This window comes from Streptomyces globisporus (assembly GCF_003501885.1).
GTDB classification, from domain to species: Bacteria; Actinomycetota; Actinomycetes; order Streptomycetales; family Streptomycetaceae; genus Streptomyces; species Streptomyces globisporus_D.
In genome coordinates this window covers 40,174-57,609 of record NZ_QWFA01000012.1, presented here as the reverse complement: position 1 = coordinate 57,609, position 17,436 = coordinate 40,174, and the positions used below count along the sequence as shown (strand labels likewise).

General features: G+C 73.2%; 13 protein-coding genes and 2 pseudogenes. 10 read left to right on the top strand and 5 right to left on the bottom strand.

All coding sequences use genetic code 11. The annotated features are described in order from the left end of the window. From D3105_RS04210 to D3105_RS04195, 4 genes and pseudogenes are all read left to right on the top strand, one after another. Positions 1-1,379: ABC transporter substrate-binding protein (locus D3105_RS04210; RefSeq protein ID WP_165890960.1), on the top strand; the 1,379-nt coding region annotated here is incomplete at its 5' end. Between the two features lie 278 nt (positions 1,380-1,657). Further along, on the top strand, positions 1,658-2,686 hold the full coding sequence (gene tdh, locus D3105_RS04205; protein WP_118900106.1) for an L-threonine 3-dehydrogenase: 1,029 nt from the start codon (positions 1,658-1,660) through the stop codon (positions 2,684-2,686). 43 nt (positions 2,687-2,729) lie between these two features. Next, positions 2,730-3,932, top strand: coding sequence for a glycine C-acetyltransferase (locus D3105_RS04200; protein WP_010059350.1), 1,203 nt, complete (start codon positions 2,730-2,732; stop codon positions 3,930-3,932). A gap of 48 nt (positions 3,933-3,980) precedes the next feature. Next, positions 3,981-4,977: pseudogene (locus D3105_RS04195) on the top strand (LysR substrate-binding domain-containing protein). 109 nt (positions 4,978-5,086) lie between these two features. Here the strand turns inward: D3105_RS04195 and D3105_RS04190 are convergent. Beyond that, the gene (locus D3105_RS04190) at positions 5,087-6,649 is read right to left on the bottom strand and encodes an MFS transporter (protein WP_118900116.1); all 1,563 of its coding nucleotides are present in this window, start codon (positions 6,647-6,649) and stop codon (positions 5,087-5,089) included. A 116-nt stretch (positions 6,650-6,765) separates the two neighbouring features. Here D3105_RS04190 and D3105_RS04185 point away from each other — a divergent pair, with 116 nt between their 5' ends. Then, positions 6,766-7,677 (top strand): TetR/AcrR family transcriptional regulator C-terminal domain-containing protein, encoded by a 912-nt coding sequence (locus D3105_RS04185; protein ID WP_118900104.1) that lies wholly within the window; start codon positions 6,766-6,768, stop codon positions 7,675-7,677. 25 nt (positions 7,678-7,702) lie between these two features. Here the strand turns inward: D3105_RS04185 and D3105_RS04180 are convergent, their stop codons facing one another. Further along, positions 7,703-8,095 carry a VOC family protein gene (locus D3105_RS04180; protein ID WP_118900102.1) on the bottom strand — a complete coding sequence of 131 codons (393 nt, stop codon included), beginning with the start codon at positions 8,093-8,095 and terminating at the stop codon, positions 7,703-7,705. A gap of 101 nt (positions 8,096-8,196) precedes the next feature. On the opposite strand from D3105_RS04180, the gene D3105_RS04175 reads away from it, so the two are divergent. Then, a complete protein-coding gene (locus D3105_RS04175; protein WP_206272649.1) occupies positions 8,197-8,871 on the top strand; it encodes a nucleoside/nucleotide kinase family protein in 675 nt (224 codons plus the stop codon). Between the two features lie 81 nt (positions 8,872-8,952). Then, positions 8,953-10,101, top strand: a complete 1,149-nt coding sequence (locus D3105_RS04170; RefSeq protein WP_118900114.1) for an aminopeptidase P family protein — start codon at positions 8,953-8,955, stop codon at positions 10,099-10,101. A gap of 28 nt (positions 10,102-10,129) precedes the next feature. On the opposite strand, the gene treZ is transcribed toward D3105_RS04170, so the two are convergent. Beyond that, positions 10,130-11,890, bottom strand: a complete 1,761-nt coding sequence (gene treZ / locus D3105_RS04165) for a malto-oligosyltrehalose trehalohydrolase (RefSeq protein WP_118900097.1) — start codon at positions 11,888-11,890, stop codon at positions 10,130-10,132. 170 nt (positions 11,891-12,060) lie between these two features. Between treZ and D3105_RS04160 the strand changes: the two genes are divergently transcribed. Together D3105_RS04160 and D3105_RS04155 are read left to right on the top strand one after the other, a co-directional pair. Continuing rightward, a complete protein-coding gene (locus tag D3105_RS04160; RefSeq protein ID WP_118900095.1) occupies positions 12,061-13,482 on the top strand; it encodes a GH1 family beta-glucosidase in 1,422 nt (473 codons plus the stop codon). Positions 13,483-13,496: 14 nt separating this feature from the next. After that, positions 13,497-14,627, top strand: a complete 1,131-nt coding sequence (locus D3105_RS04155; RefSeq protein WP_118900093.1) for an alpha-L-fucosidase — start codon at positions 13,497-13,499, stop codon at positions 14,625-14,627. Here the strand turns inward: D3105_RS04155 and D3105_RS04150 are convergent. Beyond that, positions 14,599-15,510, bottom strand: coding sequence for a GNAT family N-acetyltransferase (locus D3105_RS04150; protein ID WP_118900091.1), 912 nt, complete (start codon positions 15,508-15,510; stop codon positions 14,599-14,601). The genes D3105_RS04155 and D3105_RS04150 overlap by 29 nt on opposite strands. Positions 15,511-15,751: 241 nt before the next feature. Continuing rightward, positions 15,752-16,729 carry a GNAT family N-acetyltransferase gene (locus D3105_RS04145; RefSeq protein ID WP_118900089.1) on the bottom strand — a complete coding sequence of 326 codons (978 nt, stop codon included), beginning with the start codon at positions 16,727-16,729 and terminating at the stop codon, positions 15,752-15,754. Positions 16,730-16,859: 130 nt separating this feature from the next. Between D3105_RS04145 and D3105_RS04140 the strand changes: the two are divergent. Continuing rightward, positions 16,860-17,417: pseudogene (locus tag D3105_RS04140) on the top strand (DUF1707 and FHA domain-containing protein); the annotation flags it as partial. Positions 17,418-17,436: the final 19 nt, after the last annotated feature.

Sequence of the window (17,436 nt, the reverse complement as noted above, 5' to 3'; positions counted from 1 at the left end):
CCCCCACGCCCTGGCAGCCCCCCGCCGGCCTCCCCGCTCTGATCGCCGAGCGGTCCGCCGCCGCCCTCGCGCTGCCGGACCCCGAGCCGCTGCCCACCAGGCTCACCCCTGCCGGGGACGAAACCGCCGGGGACCGGGCGACCGGGGACGAAACCGGCCGGGAGGGCGGGCCCACCCGTCGCAGGGTCCTGACCGCCGGTGCCGCCGGGGCGGTCCTCCTCGTCGGCGGGTCCGCCGCGGTCTGGAACGCCCTGCGTGGGCGCGGCACCGGGGCGGGCGGTCCCTCGGCGGGGTCCGGGGAGCCACCCACGTACACGATCGGGCTCCACGCCGACCTCGGCGGACCCGGCCGGGCCACCGGGCTGGCCCATCAGCGCGGCGCCCAGCTCGCCGTCGCCGACCACAACTCCCGTCAGGACAAGGCGTTCCGGCTCGCCCTGCGCACCGGGGACGACGCGGGCGACCCGGCCGTGGCGCTCCGGGTGGCCGGGCGGCTGGCCGCCGACCCCGCGGTCATCGCGGTCCTCGGGCCGACCGGCGCCGTCCTGCGCGCGGACCTCATCCAGCGGTACGGCGAGGCGCGGCTGGCCACCGTCGTCGTCGCGGCCGGATCGAGCACCGTCGAGTCCGGCACCGGGCTCCACCTCTGTGTCACCCGCCCACTGGACCGTATGCTCACCCCGGGCCTGATCGGCTACCTGACCCGTACCAGCCCCGCCCGCCGCATTCTCCTCGTCGAGGACGCCGCCGATCCGGCGCTCGCGGGAGAGGTCGGGAGCGCGTTCCGCCAGGCCACCCCCACCGGTGCCACGCTCCTCGAACACCCCCTCGCCCGGGGCGACGAGGGCTTCGGCGCGGTCGCCCGCAAGGCGATGAGCAGCGGGGCGGACGCCGTGGTCCACGCGGGCGGCGACGCGTCCCGCGCTGCCCGCCTCGCCACCGCACTCGCGGGCGAGGGCTTCACCGGCGCCCGGGTCGCCGCCGGACCCGCCCTCGGACCCGCCTTTCTCGACGGGGCGGGCGCGGCGGCCGACGGCTGGGTCTTCGCCGAGGCGTACGCCGACCCCGCCGCGCTCCCGGCCGCCCGCGCCTTCACCGCCGCCCACCGCAAGCGCTTCGGCGCACCCCCGGCAACCTGGGCCGCCGAGGCGTACGACGCGGTCGGCCTGATCGCCCGCGCCGCCGGGACCACCAGCGCCTCGGGCGAGGTGCGCAGCGGGATCGGCGGGCGGCTCGTGCGCACCGAGCACCGGGGGATCGTGCGGACCCTCACCTTCGACGCCTCGACCCGCCAGGTGCGCATCCCGGACGGGATCTTCCTCTACCGCATCGAGCAGGGGCGCCCCCGCTTCCTGGGCCCGTACGGCCAGGTCCGGTAGACGTCCGACGGCAGCGGTCGGTGAAGCCCCGGCCAGGTGTGAAGATCTCCTGCGGCGGCGCTTAAGAAATCCTCGATGGACCGGGGACCCCGCCGTACGGCAGCCTTCTCGATGACGGCCGGGGACGGCGCGTGGAGCTTTCCGAGATGCTCCGTCCCGTCCCGCCGAACCCCCACCATGGGGGGTGACACCCAAGACCACCCCGGGCCACAGGGTCCTCCGACATGCCCCGCGGCCCGGGGTATTCACTCGCGTACCGACGTCAGGGAGCCACAGCCGTGAAGGCACTCGTCAAGCAGAAGGCCGAGCCCGGACTGTGGCTGATGGACGTGCCGGAGCCGGAGTACGGCCCCACCGACGTCCTGATCAAGGTCCTGCGCACCGGTATCTGCGGCACCGACCTGCACATCCGTGCCTATGACGGCTGGGCCCAGCAGGCGGTCACCACCCCGCTGATCCTCGGCCACGAGTTCGTCGGCGAGGTCGCCGCGATCGGCTCCGACGTCGCCGACATCGCCACCGGCGACCTGGTCAGCGGCGAGGGCCACCTCGTCTGCGGCAAGTGCCGCAACTGTCTCGCCGGCCGCCGCCACCTCTGCCGCTCCACGATCGGCCTCGGCGTCGGCCGCGACGGGGCGTTCGCGGAGTACGTCGTCCTGCCCGCCTCCAACGTGTGGGTGCACCGGGTCCCCGTCGACCTCGACATCGCGGCGATCTTCGACCCGTTCGGCAACGCCGTGCACACCGCGCTCTCCTTCCCGCTCGTCGGCGAGGACGTCCTGATCACCGGTGCCGGCCCGATCGGCATCATGGCCGCCGCCGTCGCGAAGCACGCCGGCGCCCGCAATGTCGTCATCACCGACGTCAGCGAGGCCCGCCTCGCCCTGGCCCGCAAGGTCGGCGTCAGCCTCGCCCTCAACGTCGCGGAGAGCACCATCGCGGACGGGCAGCGCGAACTCGGCCTGCGCGAGGGCTTCGACATCGGCCTGGAGATGTCCGGCCGCCCCGAGGCGATGCGCGACATGGTCGCGAACATGACGCACGGCGGCCGGATCGCCATGCTCGGCCTGCCCGCCGAGGAGTTCGCCGTCGACTGGGCCCGCATCGTCACCTCGATGATCACCATCAAGGGCATCTACGGCCGCGAGATGTTCGAGACCTGGTACGCCATGTCCGTCCTGCTGGAGGGCGGCCTCGACCTGGCCCCCGTGATCACCGGCCGGTACGGCTTCCGCGACTTCGAGGCCGCCTTCGACGACGCGGCGAGCGGCCTCGGCGGCAAGGTCATCCTCGACTGGACCGCCTGACCGCCTCCCCTTGGTCCGTTACCTGATCTTTTAAGGAATCCGCATGTTCGACTCCGTACGCGACGATCTGCGCACCACCCTCGACGAGATCCGCGCCGCCGGGCTGCACAAGCCCGAGCGCGTGATCGGCACCCCGCAGTCCGCGACCGTCGAGGTCACCTCCGGCGGCCGCCCCGGCGAGGTCCTCAACTTCTGCGCCAACAACTACCTCGGCCTCGCCGACCACCCCGAGGTCATCGCCGCCGCCCACGCGGCGCTGGACCGCTGGGGCTACGGGATGGCCTCGGTCCGCTTCATCTGCGGCACCCAGGAGGTCCACAAGGAGCTGGAGCAGCGGCTCTCGGCCTTCCTCGGCCAGGAGGACACGATCCTCTACTCCTCCTGCTTCGACGCCAACGGCGGAGTCTTCGAGACCCTGCTCGGCCCCGAGGACGCCGTCATCTCCGACGCCCTCAACCACGCCTCCATCATCGACGGCATCCGGCTCTCCAAGGCCAAGCGCCACCGCTACGCCAACCGCGACATGGCCGAGCTGGAGACGCAGCTCAAGGAGGCGTCCGGGGCCCGCCGCCGTCTCATCGTCACCGACGGCGTCTTCTCCATGGACGGGTACGTCGCCCCGCTCCAGGAGATCTGCGACCTGGCCGACCGCTACGACGCCATGGTCATGGTCGACGACTCGCACGCCGTCGGCTTCGTCGGCCCCGGCGGCCGCGGCACGCCCGAGCTGCACGGCGTGATGGACCGGGTCGACATCATCACCGGCACCCTCGGCAAGGCGCTCGGCGGAGCCTCCGGCGGTTACGTCGCGGCCCGCGCGGAGATCGTCGCCCTGCTGCGCCAGCGCTCGCGCCCGTACCTCTTCTCCAACACCCTCGCCCCGGTCATCGCCGCCGCCTCCCTCAAGGTCATCGACCTGCTGGAGTCCGCCGGGGACCTGCGCGAGCAGCTCGCCGCCAACACCGAGCTGTTCCGCACCCGGATGACCGCGGAGGGCTTCGACATCCTCCCCGGCGACCACGCCATCGCCCCCGTCATGATCGGCGACGCGGGCAAGGCGGGCCGGATGGCGGAACTGCTCCTGGAGCGCGGCGTGTACGTGATCGGCTTCTCGTACCCCGTCGTCCCGCAGGGCGCTGCGCGTATCCGCGTCCAGCTCTCGGCCGCCCACTCCACCGCGGATGTGAACCGTGCCGTGGACGCGTTCGTCGACGCCCGGGCCGCGCTGGAGGCGGAAGCCGCCTGACCCGCCGACCGGGTCGGTGGTTCCGCCACCACCTGGGACAATGGGCACATGATCGATGCGCGGCGGCTGCGAATCCTCCGTGCGGTGGCCGACCACCGCACGGTGACCGCGGCCGCCGCCGCGTTGTACCTGACCCCCTCCGCCGTCTCCCAGCAGCTCGCCGCCCTGGAGCAGGAGACCGGCCACCGCCTCGTCGAACGCGGGGCGCGCGGCGCCCGGCTCACGGCCGCCGGGGAGATCCTGCTCAGCCACACCAACCTGGTCCTCGCCCAGCTGGAGCGGGCCGAGGCGGAGCTGGCCGACTACAGCGCGGGCGTCGCCGGTACGGTCACGGTCGCCGCGTTCGCCACCGGCATCGGCCTCGTCCTCGCCCCCGCCCTCACCGAGCTGGCCCGCACCGCGCCCGGCATCCGGGTCAAGGTCCAGGACGCGGAGGGCGACGCCAGCGTGCCGATGGTCCTGGACCGGCAGGTGGATAGGTGGATGTGGCGGAGGGCGACGGGAGGGCGACGCCAGCGTGCCGATGGTCCTGGACCGGCAGGTGGATGTGGCGGTGGCCGTCGAATACCGGGGCGCGCCCGCCGAGGACGACCGCCGGCTCACCCGCGTCCCGCTGTACTCGGAGCCGTTCGACGCGGTGCTCCCGGTGGGTCACCGCCTCGCCGGCCAGGCCCAGGTGGCGGTCGCCGATCTCGCGAAGGACCCGTGGATCGGTCCTTACCCGGGCAACCCCTGCCATGACGTGGTGGTCCTGGCCTGCGAGTACGCCGGTTTCGCTCCGCGCCTCGACCACTCGTCGGACGACTTCCACGCGGTGGTCGCCCTGGCCGGGGCGGACGCCGGGGTGGCGCTGGTGCCCCGCTCGGCGCTGCGCGGAATGGAGCTGACCGGGGTCGTCGTCCGCCCGGTCGAGGGCAGCGCCCCCACCCGCCGGGTCTTCGCGGCCGTACGCCAGGGGGCCGAGGGCCATCCGCTGATCCGGCCGGTGCTGGACGCGATGGAGGCGGTGGCCGTACGCGAGGCGGGGCTGGCCGCCCGGTCCTGACCCGAGGGCCGTAGGGCTCGGCGCTCCGAGTGGCCCCCCGCCCGCGCTCCGCGACCCGGCTCAGGCCGGCCGGAACCCGCGCCGGGCGAACTCCAGGGGGCGTCGGCCCTCACGACGGGAGGGCGGCGGTCCGGGGCTCGGCCGATTCCGCCGGGGGCTTCGCCCGGCCCGCACCCCGCAGCCGGGCGACGGAGAAGACACCGGCCGCGGCCATGACGACGCCCGCGCCGACCGCTGCGAAGCTCATCCCGTGCGTGAAGGCGTCGCGCGCCGCCGTCAGTACGGCGTCGGCGGTCTCGTCGGGCAGCCGGGCCGCGGCGGCCGTCGCCCCGCCCAGCGTCTCGCGTACGGCTTCGGCATGAGGCATCCCGGCGGGCACGGCCTCGGCCATGTCCCGGCTGTAGACCGCCGCGCCGATGGACCCGAGGACGGCCATCCCCAGCGCTCCACCGAGCTCCTGGCCCGACTCCAGCACGGCCGACGCCGAACCCGCGCGCTCGGGCGGGGCCGCGCCGAGGGCGAGTTCGGTGGCGAGGGCCATCGCGGCGACCAGACCTCCCGCGTAGAGGGCGGCGCCGGTCAGGGCGAACCAGAGCGCCGAGTCGGCCCGCACCTGGGTCATCCACAGAAAGCCGCAGGCGGAGACGGAGAATCCGCCGCCCATGACGTACGCCCGGTCGACGCGCTGGGCGAGCGCGGCCGCCACCGGAGCCGCGACGGCCGCGCCGACGGCCGGTACCAGACTCCACAGGGCGGCCCCGAACGGGCTCAGGCCGAGGACGGACTGCAGGTACTGGGTGAGGAAGACGGCCATCCCGACGGTCGCGAACATCGCCAGGAGATTGGCGAACACCGGGCCGCCGAAGGTACGCCGGCCGAGCAGCCCGAGGTCGATCATCGGATGCGCGAGGTGCTTCTGACGGCGTACGAAGACGAAGCCGAGCACGAGCCCCACGCCCATCGTGACGGTTGGCAGCGGGTCGTACCCGTGCCGGGCCCATTCCTTGATGCCGTGGACGACCAGGAGCACGGCGGCCAGGGACAGCAGCGAGCTCAGCAGGTCGAATCGCTCACGCCGCGCGGACCTGAACTCCGGCACCAGGAAGGGCACCAGTACGAGCAGCAGCACCATCGCGGGCAGGTTGACCAGGAAGACCGATCCCCACCAGAAGTGTTCGAGCAGCAGACCGCTGACCACGGGCCCCAGGGAGATGCCCGCCGTCATCACGGTGGTCCACAGGGTCACCGCTTTGCCGCGCTGCTTCGCGTCGTGGAAGAGATTGCGGATCAGGGCGAGCGTCGAGGGCATCAGGGCGGCACCGCCGAGACCCAGCAACGCGCGTGCCGCGATGAGCATCTCCGACGTCTGCGCGTACGCGGCGAGGACCGAGGCCGCCCCGAACAGCACCGCTCCCGCGAGCACCGATGCGCGCCGGCCGATCCGGTCGCCGAGCGCCCCCATCGTGATGAGCAGCCCGGCGAGGACGAAGCCGTACATGTCGAGGATCCACAGCTGCTGCGTCGCGCTGGGTTCCAGGTCCTGGCTGACATAGGGGATCGCGAAGTACAGGACCGAGATGTCCATCGAGACCAGAAGCAGGGGCAGCATCAGGACGCCGAGGGCGGTCCATTCCTTGCGCCCCGCGCGGGGGCCGGGTGTGTTGTTCTCCATGCACGGCAGGGAACGGGGCACGGGGCGTACACGGCAAACAGGAACCTAGTGCACTCGGCTGTGTCCGGGTCTCCAGCAGCCCGAATGCCGGACGAGTGCACTAGTACAGTGCGGTCATGGTCATGGAACCGCCCTACCTCCGCATCGCCGGCGACATCCGCCGGCGGATCGCCTCGGGCGAGCTGGCGCCCGGCGCCCGCGTCCCCTCCACCCGGCGTATCACCCAGGACTGGGGCGTCGCCATGGCGACCGCGACGAAGGCGCTCGCCGCCCTGCAGCAGGACGGTCTCGTGCGGGCCGTGCCCGGCGTCGGCACCGTGGTCGCCGTATCGGGACGCGAACGGGACACGGCTCCCCGGCGCGGGCTCACCCGGGACCGCGTCATCCGCGCGGCGATCGCTCTCGCCGACGCCGAAGGACTCGCGGCGCTCTCCATGCGGAGGGTCGCCACCGACTTCGGCGTCTCCACCATGGCGCTCTACCGCCACGTCCCGAACAGGGGCGAGCTGGTACGGCTGATGTCGGAGGCGGTCTTCGACGGAGAACCGCCGGGGCCCCGGCCCGTCGGCTGGCGGGCGCAACTGGAGCGGGAGGCGCGGTGGTTGTGGACCCGCTACCAGCGCCACACCTGGCTGGCCCGGGCCACCGCAGCCCTCACCCGGCCGATGGCCTCGCCCCACGCGATGCGGTACACCGAGCGGGTCCTCAGCGCCCTGAACGGCCTGGGGCTGACACCGACGCAGACCATCCACGTCCACCTCGCTCTCCTCGGGTACGCCCAGGGCGTCGCCGCGGCCGTCGAGCTGGAGGCGCAGGCGCGCCAGGACACCGGCATGACCCCCGACGAGTGGCTGGCCTCCAACGAAGCGCGGCTGGAACAGATCCAGACCGGTGGGGGCTACCCGACCCTGTTCGCCCTCTTCGGCGAGGAGGAGTTCGACCTCGAACTCGACACACTCTTCGCATTCGGGCTCGCCCGGCTGCTGGACGGAGTCGCCTCGCTCATCGAGCGGTCCGGAAGCCGATGACCGTCAGGGCGCGCTCGCCACGGGTTCAGCCGGCCGGCTGGAGCAGATCCCACCGGTTGCCGTACAGGTCCTCGAAGACCGCGACCGAGCCGTACGTCTCGTGGCGCGGCTCCTCCAGGAAGTGCACCCCGGCCGCGCGCATCCGCTCGTGGTCGGCCGCGAAGTCCTCGGTGTGCAGGAAGAAGCCGACCCGGCCGCCCGTCTGCGCGCCGACGGCCCCGGCCTGCGCCGCATCCTTCGCGCGGGCCAGTAGCAGCCCCGTGCCGTCCGCCGCCCCGCGCGGGCGCACCACCACCCAGCGGGTGCCGTCGCCCCGGTCGGTGTCCTCCACCAGTTCGAAGCCGAGCGCGTCGCGGTAGAACACGAGCGCCTCGTCGTAGTCGCGGACGACCAGGGTGACCAGGGGGATGTGGGACATGGGGGCCTTTCGGAAGCTCTACGGCGGCGAGGGGTCGGGTGCGGTGACGTTATACGTAACACTAGCGCTTCGGTCCCCGGCCGCCGGGCACAATGCGCCGCATGGACTTCGTGGACGCTACGAGCACCGCCGGCCGGGCCGCGCTGAACGACCGGGCCAGCGCCCTCGCGGACACCGGACAGCGGCGCATCCTCGGGATCGCGGGCCCGCCCGGGGCCGGGAAGTCCACTCTGGCGGACCGGCTGGTCGCGGCCCTGGACGGACGCGCCGCCCTCGTCCCGATGGACGGCTTCCATCTGGCCGCCGCCGAGCTGGACCGCCTCGGCCGCGCCGACCGCAAGGGCGCGCCCGACACCTTCGACGCGGCCGGGTACGCGGCGCTGCTGCGACGGCTGCGGACGCCGGACCCGGTGCACGCGGTCTACGCCCCGGCCTTCGACCGGTCCCTGGAGGAGCCGGTCGCGGGGTCGCTGCCCGTCCCGCCGGACGTCCCCCTCGTCGTCACCGAGGGCAACTACCTGCTGCTCGACGACGGGCCCTGGGCCCCGGTGCGCGGGCTGCTGGACGAGGTGTGGTTCCTGGATCTCGACCCGGAGGTGCGAGTACGTCGACTTGTCGACCGGCATGTGCACCACGGCAGGCTCCGGCGTGACGCGGAGGAGTGGGTGGCCCGGTCCGACGAGACGAACGCCCGGCTGGTGGAGCGGGGCCGCGATCGGGCGGACCTGATCGTGCGGCTGCCCGACGGGCGACGACCGGCGGCGGCCGATGTCTGACACGCGGCCGGAAGCCGGTCGCATACGCCCCGCCCGGCGGGCAGGATGCTGTGTGCCGTGTCGCACCGCCAGGAGGTCCTGATGTCGAGCCCGAGCCCGTTCGCCCAGCAGTCCGCTCCGCCCCCGCCCTTCACCGCCGACGACTACCGGGCCCGGATGGCGCGGGCCGCCGAGTCCGCCGCCGAGGCCGGGCTCGCCGGGGTGATCGTCGCGCCGGGCCCCGACCTCGTCCACCTCACCGGCTACCGCCCCGTGAGCACCGAGCGCCTCACCCTCCTCGTGCTGCGGGCCGGCCATGACCCGGTCCTGGTGGTCCCGACCCTGGAGGCCCCCGACGCGGCCGCCGCCACCGGGGCGCCCGCGCTGACCCTGCGGGACTGGACCGACGGCAAGGACCCGTACGAGGTGACCGCCCCGCTGCTGGAGACCCAGGGCCGCTTCGGCGTCAGCGACAACGCCTGGGCGATGCATCTGCTGGGCCTCCAGCGGCAGTTGCCCGGCACCTCCTACACCGCGCTCACCGAAGCCCTGCCGATGCTCCGCGCGGTCAAGGACGCTGCCGAGCTGGAACGGCTCGCCGCCGCCGGGGCCGCCGCCGACGCCACGTACGAGGAGATCCTCAAGGTGCGCTTCTCCGGCCGCCGGGAGGTCGACGTGGCCATGGATCTCGCCGCGCTGCTGCGGGAGTTCGGACACTCCCAGGTGGACTTCACTGTCGTGGGATCCGGCCCCAACGGGGCGAACCCGCACCACGAGGCGGGTGAACGCACCATCGAGCGCGGCGACATGGTCGTCCTCGACTTCGGCGGCCTGAAGCACGGTTACGGCTCCGACACCTCCCGGACGGTCCATGTCGGCGAGCCCACCGCCGAGGAGCAGCGGGTGCACGACATCGTCCGAGAGGCCCAGCAGGCGGGCTGCGCCGCCGTCCGGCCCGGCGTCGCCTGCCAGGAGATCGACCGGGCCGCCCGCGCGGTCATCACCGAGTTCGGCTACGGCGACCGGTTCATCCACCGCACCGGCCACGGCATCGGTGTCACCACCCACGAGCCGCCCTACATGATCGAGGGCGAGGAGCAGCCGCTCGTCCCCGGCATGTGCTTCTCCGTGGAGCCGGGCATCTACCTCCCCGGCCGCTTCGGGGTCCGGATCGAGGACATCGTGGCGGTGACCGAGGACGGCGGGCGGCGCCTCAATGCCACCGCCCGTGAACTCGTTGTCGTGGAGTAGGCCCGCCTGTAAGGGAGTTCAAGGGCGTTCAGTCGTCCGCGAGGACCACACAGGACTCCGGCGGCAGATGCAGCACCCCGTCCGGCCCCGGCGGCTCGACCGGCTCCCAGGCCGCCAGCACCCGCCCCCCGGAACGGCGGTGGCGTCCGAGGCCGAGCGGGATCGCGGCGGGCTTGTCCGCCAGGTTCACCACGACCCGCAGGTCCCCCCTGCGGTAGGCGAACCACCGCGCGTCCTCGTCGAACGCGGTCTTCACCGACGCCAGATCGGGGTCGTGCAGATCGGGCAACGTCCGCCGCAGCGCGATCAGTTCGCGGTACCAGGTGAGCAGGCGTGCGTGCGGTTCGCGCTCCGGATCGGACCAGTCGAGGCAGGACCGGTCCCGGGTCGCCGGGTCCTGCGGGTCGGGGATCTCCTCCTCCGCCCAGCCGTGCGCCCCGAACTCCCGCCGCCTGCCGTTGCGTACGGCCTCGGCCAGCTCCGGGTCCGTGTGGTCGGTGAAGAACTGCCAAGGGGTGCGCGCCCCCCACTCCTCGCCCATGAACAGCATCGGGGTGAAGGGGCCTGTCAGTACGAGCGCGGCGGCGCACGCCTGGAGGCCGGGGGAGAGGGAGGAGGCCAGCCGGTCGCCCAGCGCCCGGTTGCCGATCTGGTCGTGCGTCTGCGCGTACCCGACGAAGCGATGCGCCGGCGTGCGGGACACGTCGACCGGGCGGCCGTGGCTCCGGCCCCGGAAGCTGGACCACGTCCCGTTGTGGAAGAACGCCGATGTCACGGTCTTGGCGAGGGCGGCCAGCGGGGCCCGGGCGAAGTCGGCGTAGTAGCCCTGGGACTCACCGGTGAGCGCGGTGTGCAGGGCATGGTGGAAGTCGTCGTTCCACTGGGCGTGCAGCCCGAGGCCGCCCGCCGGGCGCGGGGTCGTGGTGCGCGGATCGCAGAGGTCGGACTCGGCGATCAGGCCGAGCGGCCGCCCCAGCTCCACCGCCAGCGTGTCGACCGCCGCCGACAGCTCCTCCAGGAACGTCAGCGCCCGGGTGTCGGCCAGGGCGTGCACCGCGTCGAGCCGCAGCCCGTCCAGCCGGTAGTCGCGCAGCCAGGCCAGGGCGCTGCCCAGCAGGAACGCCCGCACCTCGTCCGAGCCCGGCGCGTCCAGATTGACCGCCGCGCCCCACGGGGTGTGGTGAGTGTCGGTGAAGTACGGGCCGAAGGCGGGGAGGTGGTTGCCGGAGGGGCCCAGGTGGTTGTGGACGACGTCCAGCACCACCCCGAGACCCAGCTCGTGAGCCGTGTCGACGAAGCGTTTCAGCCCCTCGGGTCCGCCGTACGGCTCATGCACCGCCCACAGCGAGACGCCCTCGTACCCCCAGCCGTTGACCCCCGGGAACGGGCACACCGGCATCAGCGACACATGGGTGACCCCCAGCTCCGCCAGATGGCCCAGCCGGGCCGCCGCCGCGTCGAAGGTGCCCTCCGGGGTGTACGTCCCCACGTGCAGCTCGTACAGCACGGCCCGGTTGAGCCGCCGCCCCGCCCACCCGCTGCGCCAGGCGTACGCCTCCTGGTCGACGACCGCGCTCGGGCCGTCGGGCCCGTCCGGCTGCCGCCGCGAACGGGGGTCCGGCAGCAGGGGTCCGTCGTCCACCCGGAAGCCGTACCGGTCCCCGTCCGCGGCCTCGGCCTCCGCCGTCCACCACCCCTCGCGCTCCGCGTCACGCTCCATCGGGGACCGGATGTCCGCCGCCTCCAGGACGACCGAGTCCGCGTCGGGGGCCCACACCTCGAACTGCATCCACCACTCCTCGTCCCTGGGCGGGGCGCGCGGTCGCCCGGGACGGGCTCCACGATCCTCGCGACAGGCTCTGTTGCCGCCCGCCACCGGCGATTAAGGTCTGGTCCTGATCATTGCCCGGCGAGGCGCCCGCTCATACGGATTCCCACGTACGGCTGCTGGAGGCCGCGATGTCCCTGCCGATCTTCCCGCCCGGCTTCCTCTGGGGAGCCTCCGCCTCCGCGTTCCAGACCGAGGGGGCGGTGGACGCGGACGGCAAGGGCCCCTCGGGCTGGGACGCCTTCGCCGCGCTGCCCGGCCGGATCAAGGACGGCACCGACACCACCCGGGGCACCGGCTTCCATGCCCGCTACCGCGAGGACGTCGCCCTGCTCGCCGGGCTCGGCGCCGACGCCTTCCGATTCTCCGTCAGCTGGCCCCGCGTGGTGCCCGGAGGCAGCGGGGCGGTCAACGCCGACGGGCTCGACTTCTACGACCGGCTCGTCGACGAGCTGTGCGCCCACGGCATCACCCCCGCCCCGACCCTCTACCACTGGGACACCCCGCTCCCGCTGGAGGAGGCGGGCGGCTGGCTCGACCGGGACACCGCCTACCGCTTCGCCGAATACGCGGGCATCGTCGCCGAACGCCTCGCCGACCGGGTCCCCATGTGGATCACGATCAACGAACCCGCGGAGGTCACCCTCCTCGGCTACGCCCTCGGCGAGCACGCCCCCGGCCGCACCCTCCTCTTCGACGCCCTGCCCGCCGCCCACCACCAGCTCCTCGCCCACGGCCTCGCCGTCCGCGCCCTGCGCGCGGCGGGCGCGGACAACATCGGCGCCGCCTTCTCGCACGCCCCGGTCTGGACGGCCGGGGACAGCGACGAGGACCGCTTCGGCGCGGAGCTGTACGACACGCTCACCAACTGGCTCTTCGCCGACCCCGTCCTCACCTGCCGCTACCCGGACGAGAACCTCGCCGCCCTGATGCCTGGCCCGGTCGCCGAGGACCTGAAGGTCATCTCCACCCCGCTCGACTGGTACGGGATCAACTACTACAACCCGACCCTCGTCGGCGCACCCCGCCCGGAGGCCCTGGAGACCTTCTCCGGCTTCACCATGCCCGCCGAACTCCCCTTCGGTATACGGGAGATCGAGGGGTACGAGAAGACCGGCTTCGGCTGGCCCGTCGTCCCCGAGGGCCTCACCGAGATCGTCACCACCCTGCACACCCGCTACGGTGACCGCCTCCCGCCGCTCTACGTCACGGAGAACGGCTGCGCCCTGGAGGAACCCCACGCCGACGACCGCCGCATCGCCTACCTGGAGAGCCACCTCACCGCCCTGCGCACGGCGATGGACGCCGGGGTGGACATACGCGGCTACTTCACCTGGTCGCTGACCGACAACGTGGAGTGGACGGAAGGGGCATCGCAGCGGTTCGGCCTGGTACACATCGACTACGAGACCCTGACCCGTACGCCGAAGGCCTCGTACGCCTGGTACCGCGACCTGATCCGCGCACAGAAGACACAGAGCGCACAGGAGTCCCGGGTGGCCCAGGAGCGGAACCCGGCGGTCGAGGGGGCTTACGCGGCACCGCCCGAATGATCAATACTCCCGCCATGGTCGCTTCATGGTGGTCCCGGACCCGGCTGGGGATCTTCGTTCACTGGACACCCGCATCCGTCCCCGGCTGGGCCCCGCCCTACGTCCCCGCCGCCGAACTCCCGGCGGCGGGCCGGCGTGCTCCGCTGGGCTGGACCTCGTACGCGGAGTGGTACGAGAACGCGCTCCGCTTCCCCGGCTCCCCGGTCGCCGCCCACCACCGCGCCACCTACGGGACGCGCCCCTACTCCGACTTCGGCCGCGACTTCGAGGACGGGCTCGCCGGCTGGGACCCGGCCGCCTGGGCCCGGTCCTTCCGTGAGGCGGGGGCCGGATACGCGGTCCTGGTCACCAAGCACCACGACGGGTTCTGCCTCTGGCCCTCCGAAACGGAGAACCCGCACCGCACCGGCTGGCACACCACCCGGGACGTGGTCGGCGAGTTCGCGGAAGCCGTACGGGCCGAGGGCCTGCGCTTCGGCGTCTACTACTCCGGCGGGCTCGACTGGACCTTCGACGACCGGCCCATCGGCACGGCGGCCGACATGTTCTCCGCCGTCCCGCGCGGACGCTACCCCGCCTACGCCGACGCGCAGCTGCGGGAGCTGATCCGCCGCTACCGGCCCGACATCCTCTGGAACGACATCGCCTGGCCCGCCTCCGCCGACGAGATCCGCTCGCTGGTCGACTTCTACCGCTTCACCGTCCCGCACGGCGTCGTCAACGACCGTCTGCTGCCCTACGCACCGCACTGGCGAGGGCTGGGCCTGCCGGGCGCGAAGGCGCTGTACAACTGGTGGGACCGCCGGACGGTGGCGCAGGGCGAGGGCTTCGTCCCGCGCACACCGCCCGTCTTCGACTTCCGTACGCCGGAGTACGCCCGCTACGAGGGCTCCGACCCGTACGAGATCACCCGGGGCGTCGACCACAGCTTCGGCTACAACCGCAACTCCGGCCCCGACGCCTTCATCGACCGCGCGACGCTGACCTCACTGGTCCGCGACACGGCGGCCGACGGCGGCAACGTCCTGCTCAACGTGGGGCCACGCGGCGAGGACGCGACGATCCCCGCCGAGCAGCTGCTCCGCCTGGAGTGGCTGGCCGAGGGGGCCGGGGCCCTCACGCCAGATGGACCCACTCCTGGGTGACGGGGTATCCGGCACGGGCGAACGCGGCGGCCATCGGCGCGTTCCCCTGGTCCGTCGCTCCCGCGACGAACTCGGCGCCCTGCTCGACCAGGAAGCGCGTGCACTCCACCAGCAGGTCGTAGCCGTACCCGTGTCCGCGCGCCTCGGGCACGACCCCGATGAAGCCGACGCAGGGCCCCGACGGGTTGTGCGCGGGCACCTGGATGCCCGCCACCTCCCCGTCCGGGGTGTACGCGAGGCGCCACCACTCCCTCGGCGAGGGGCACCAGTGGAAGAACTCCAACTCCTCGCGCGCCGCCGCCTCCAGACCGCCGGGGCCCTCGATGGCCTTGCGGGCGTGGGCGTCCAGCGTGGACGAGTGCACCCGGCGCAGCACATCGAGGATGACCTCGTCGTCCGGCTCCGGGCGGTAGGTGAGCCGGCCCGTTCGCTCGGGCAGCGGGCAGCCGGGGGTCCAGCGGTAGCGGTAGCGCTCGACCAGCGGCTTCATCCCGGCCGCCGTCGCGGCGGCGACCCGCTCCTCGACGGCGGCCCGCGCCGCCGGGTCGTCCCGCCAGCCGGCGGGCGCGATCAGCTCGTACTCCTTGTCGAACGGGGCGCGGCGCAGGAGTTCGGCGCCCGCCTCCGCCTCCCCGTCCGCGAAGTCGAACCAGTTGAGCACGACGGGCTCGGTGTCCCCGGGCCCGCCCCACCAGGCGGCTCTGGCGACCACCTTGCCGTCGCGCAGGGCGACCCACGACCAGTCGGGGCGGTACTCGCCGCCGTCGGCGGTCGAGGTGTAGTGCTGGCCGAAGGCGGCCCGGCCGACGAAGGGGCTGTCCTGGAACGTGGTGAAGAGTGCGGCGTCGCTCGGCGTGAGCGCGCGGATGACCAGATCGGTCATGAAGGTGTCCTCCGGGACGGAATGCCGCGCTCCCGGTCAGACGAGGTCCGACACCGCCCGGCGGACGGGACGGGGGCGCGAGAAAGATGTACTGCGGATGGTGGTGCGGCCGTTCCCTCGCATGTCTCTCGCCTCCTTCCACGACGGGCGTCGGATGTCGGTGCCGACCGTAGCCAACGCCGACGCCCGCCGTCCACCGAATAATCCGGGAAGCGGTCCAGGACCCGCCCCAGCCCTGGTCCTAGCCCTTGCTCCCACCCTTCTCCGCGTCCCACACCATGTTGAACGACCGCTCGAAGTTGACGTACCCGAGCCGCTCGAAGGACTTCGCCATCGGTACGTTGCCGAGGTCGGTCGCCGCCCGGATGCGCTCCACGCCCTCGGCCGCCAGCACCCGGGTGCCCTCGGCGAGGAGGTCGTCGATGTACCCGTGGCCGCGCCGGGCGGGCAGCACCCCGATGTACGCGATGATCGGGTTGTAGTTGTTGCGGGCCGGAATCACGAAGCCGACCGGCTCGCCGGTGGGCAGTTCGGCGATCCGCCACCAGGCCATCGGGGTCGAATAGCCCGCCAGCTCCTCGTCGTAGTGCTTCTCGGCCGCCTCGCGGGCGTCGAGCCCGGACGCCAGGTCCTCCTGCCCATGGGCGTCGAGGGTGCCTTCCATCACCGGCGCCATCAGCGCCAGCAGATCCTCCCGGCCGGTGACCGGACGGAACACCAGCCGGCCGGAGCCCCCGGGCACCGGCGTACCGGCCCGCCACTCCAGCCGCAGCCGCTCCACCAGCATCCGCGCCCCGGTCGCCTCCATCACCGCGATCCGGGCCCCGACGACATCCCGCGCCCCCGGGTCCTCGCGCCAGTCCGGCGGTACGAACCGCCCGTACTCCGGCCGCTGCGCACCGGCCGGAACCACGGCCTCGGTCGCCCTCTCCAGCAGGCGGACGCCGATCTCGATCCGCTCAGGGGCGGGCAGCGCGTCGTCAAGGTCGAAGAAGTCCAGCGCCAGCGGCTCGCCGCCCGGCGCGTTCGTCCACCAGGCGGCCCTGGCGACGACCCGCTCGCCGTCCAGGGCGACCCACATCCACTCCGGGAGGCGGCGTCCGGTGACGAGGTCGTCGGCCAGCTCATGGTCGAGAACGTACGAAAGGCGGCGGAACAGGTCGAGTTCGCCGGGCCCGGACAGCGGACGGAACGTCAAGCGGGCGGGAACAGGGGGCACACGGTCTCCTCGTGATCAGTGAGCCGCAGACGTTAGCAAGGCGGTCCGCGCGGCAGCGGCGCAGGTCAGCGCGGGAGGAAACACGGCCTCGTCTGGACACTCCGGGCCCTTCGGCCCGACAATCGTCGACGTGACATCCTCGTTCGAGTTCCCCATGAGTCCCGCGCGGCTGTCGGACGCCCAGCGCGACCGTGTCGTCGGCGTGCTCAGAGAAGGTGCCGCACAGGGCAAGCTGTCGCACGACACCTTCATGCGCCGTATGGAACTCGCCCTCGTCGCCCGTCGCCCGGAGGAGCTGGCCGCCCTCACCGCCGACCTGGAGAGCGGCGGCAACTGGTCGAAGGGACTGGTCCGTGCGGTGGGCGGGATCTCCGCCTTTCCCGGGCGGCTGCGCCGCGCCTGGCAGACCGAGCGGCTCCCCAAGCTGCTGCTCCCGGCGCCCGGCCCGTATCCGCTGCTCATCGGCCGCGACCCGGCGAACGGGCTGCGCCTCAACCACGAGACGGTCTCCCGGCTGCACGCCGAACTCTCCGCGCAGAACGGCCGCTGGGTGCTGCGCGACCTCGGCTCCACCAACGGCACCTGCGTCAACGGCCAGCGGCTCGTCGGCTCCATTCCGGTGCGCGACGGCGACCAGGTGAGCTTCGGCCGGATGAGCTTCCGCCTCACCGCCCCGGACCGCCTTCCGGCACCGATGTCCCGGCCGC

Coding starts and splice junctions, on each gene's coding strand:
- D3105_RS04160 (WP_118900095.1), top strand. CDS start 12,061: ATGTCCCTGCCGATCTTCCCGCCCGGCTTCCTCTGGGGAGCCTCCGCC.
- D3105_RS04170 (WP_118900114.1), top strand. CDS start 8,953: ATGTCGAGCCCGAGCCCGTTCGCCCAGCAGTCCGCTCCGCCCCCGCCC.
- D3105_RS04185 (WP_118900104.1), top strand. CDS start 6,766: ATGGTCATGGAACCGCCCTACCTCCGCATCGCCGGCGACATCCGCCGG.
- D3105_RS04190 (WP_118900116.1), bottom strand. CDS start 6,649: ATGGAGAACAACACACCCGGCCCCCGCGCGGGGCGCAAGGAATGGACC.
- treZ (WP_118900097.1), bottom strand. CDS start 11,890: ATGCAGTTCGAGGTGTGGGCCCCCGACGCGGACTCGGTCGTCCTGGAG.
- D3105_RS04175 (WP_206272649.1), top strand. CDS start 8,197: ATGGACTTCGTGGACGCTACGAGCACCGCCGGCCGGGCCGCGCTGAAC.
- D3105_RS04180 (WP_118900102.1), bottom strand. CDS start 8,095: ATGTCCCACATCCCCCTGGTCACCCTGGTCGTCCGCGACTACGACGAG.
- D3105_RS04155 (WP_118900093.1), top strand. CDS start 13,497: ATGGTCGCTTCATGGTGGTCCCGGACCCGGCTGGGGATCTTCGTTCAC.
- D3105_RS04150 (WP_118900091.1), bottom strand. CDS start 15,510: ATGACCGATCTGGTCATCCGCGCGCTCACGCCGAGCGACGCCGCACTC.
- D3105_RS04200 (WP_010059350.1), top strand. CDS start 2,730: ATGTTCGACTCCGTACGCGACGATCTGCGCACCACCCTCGACGAGATC.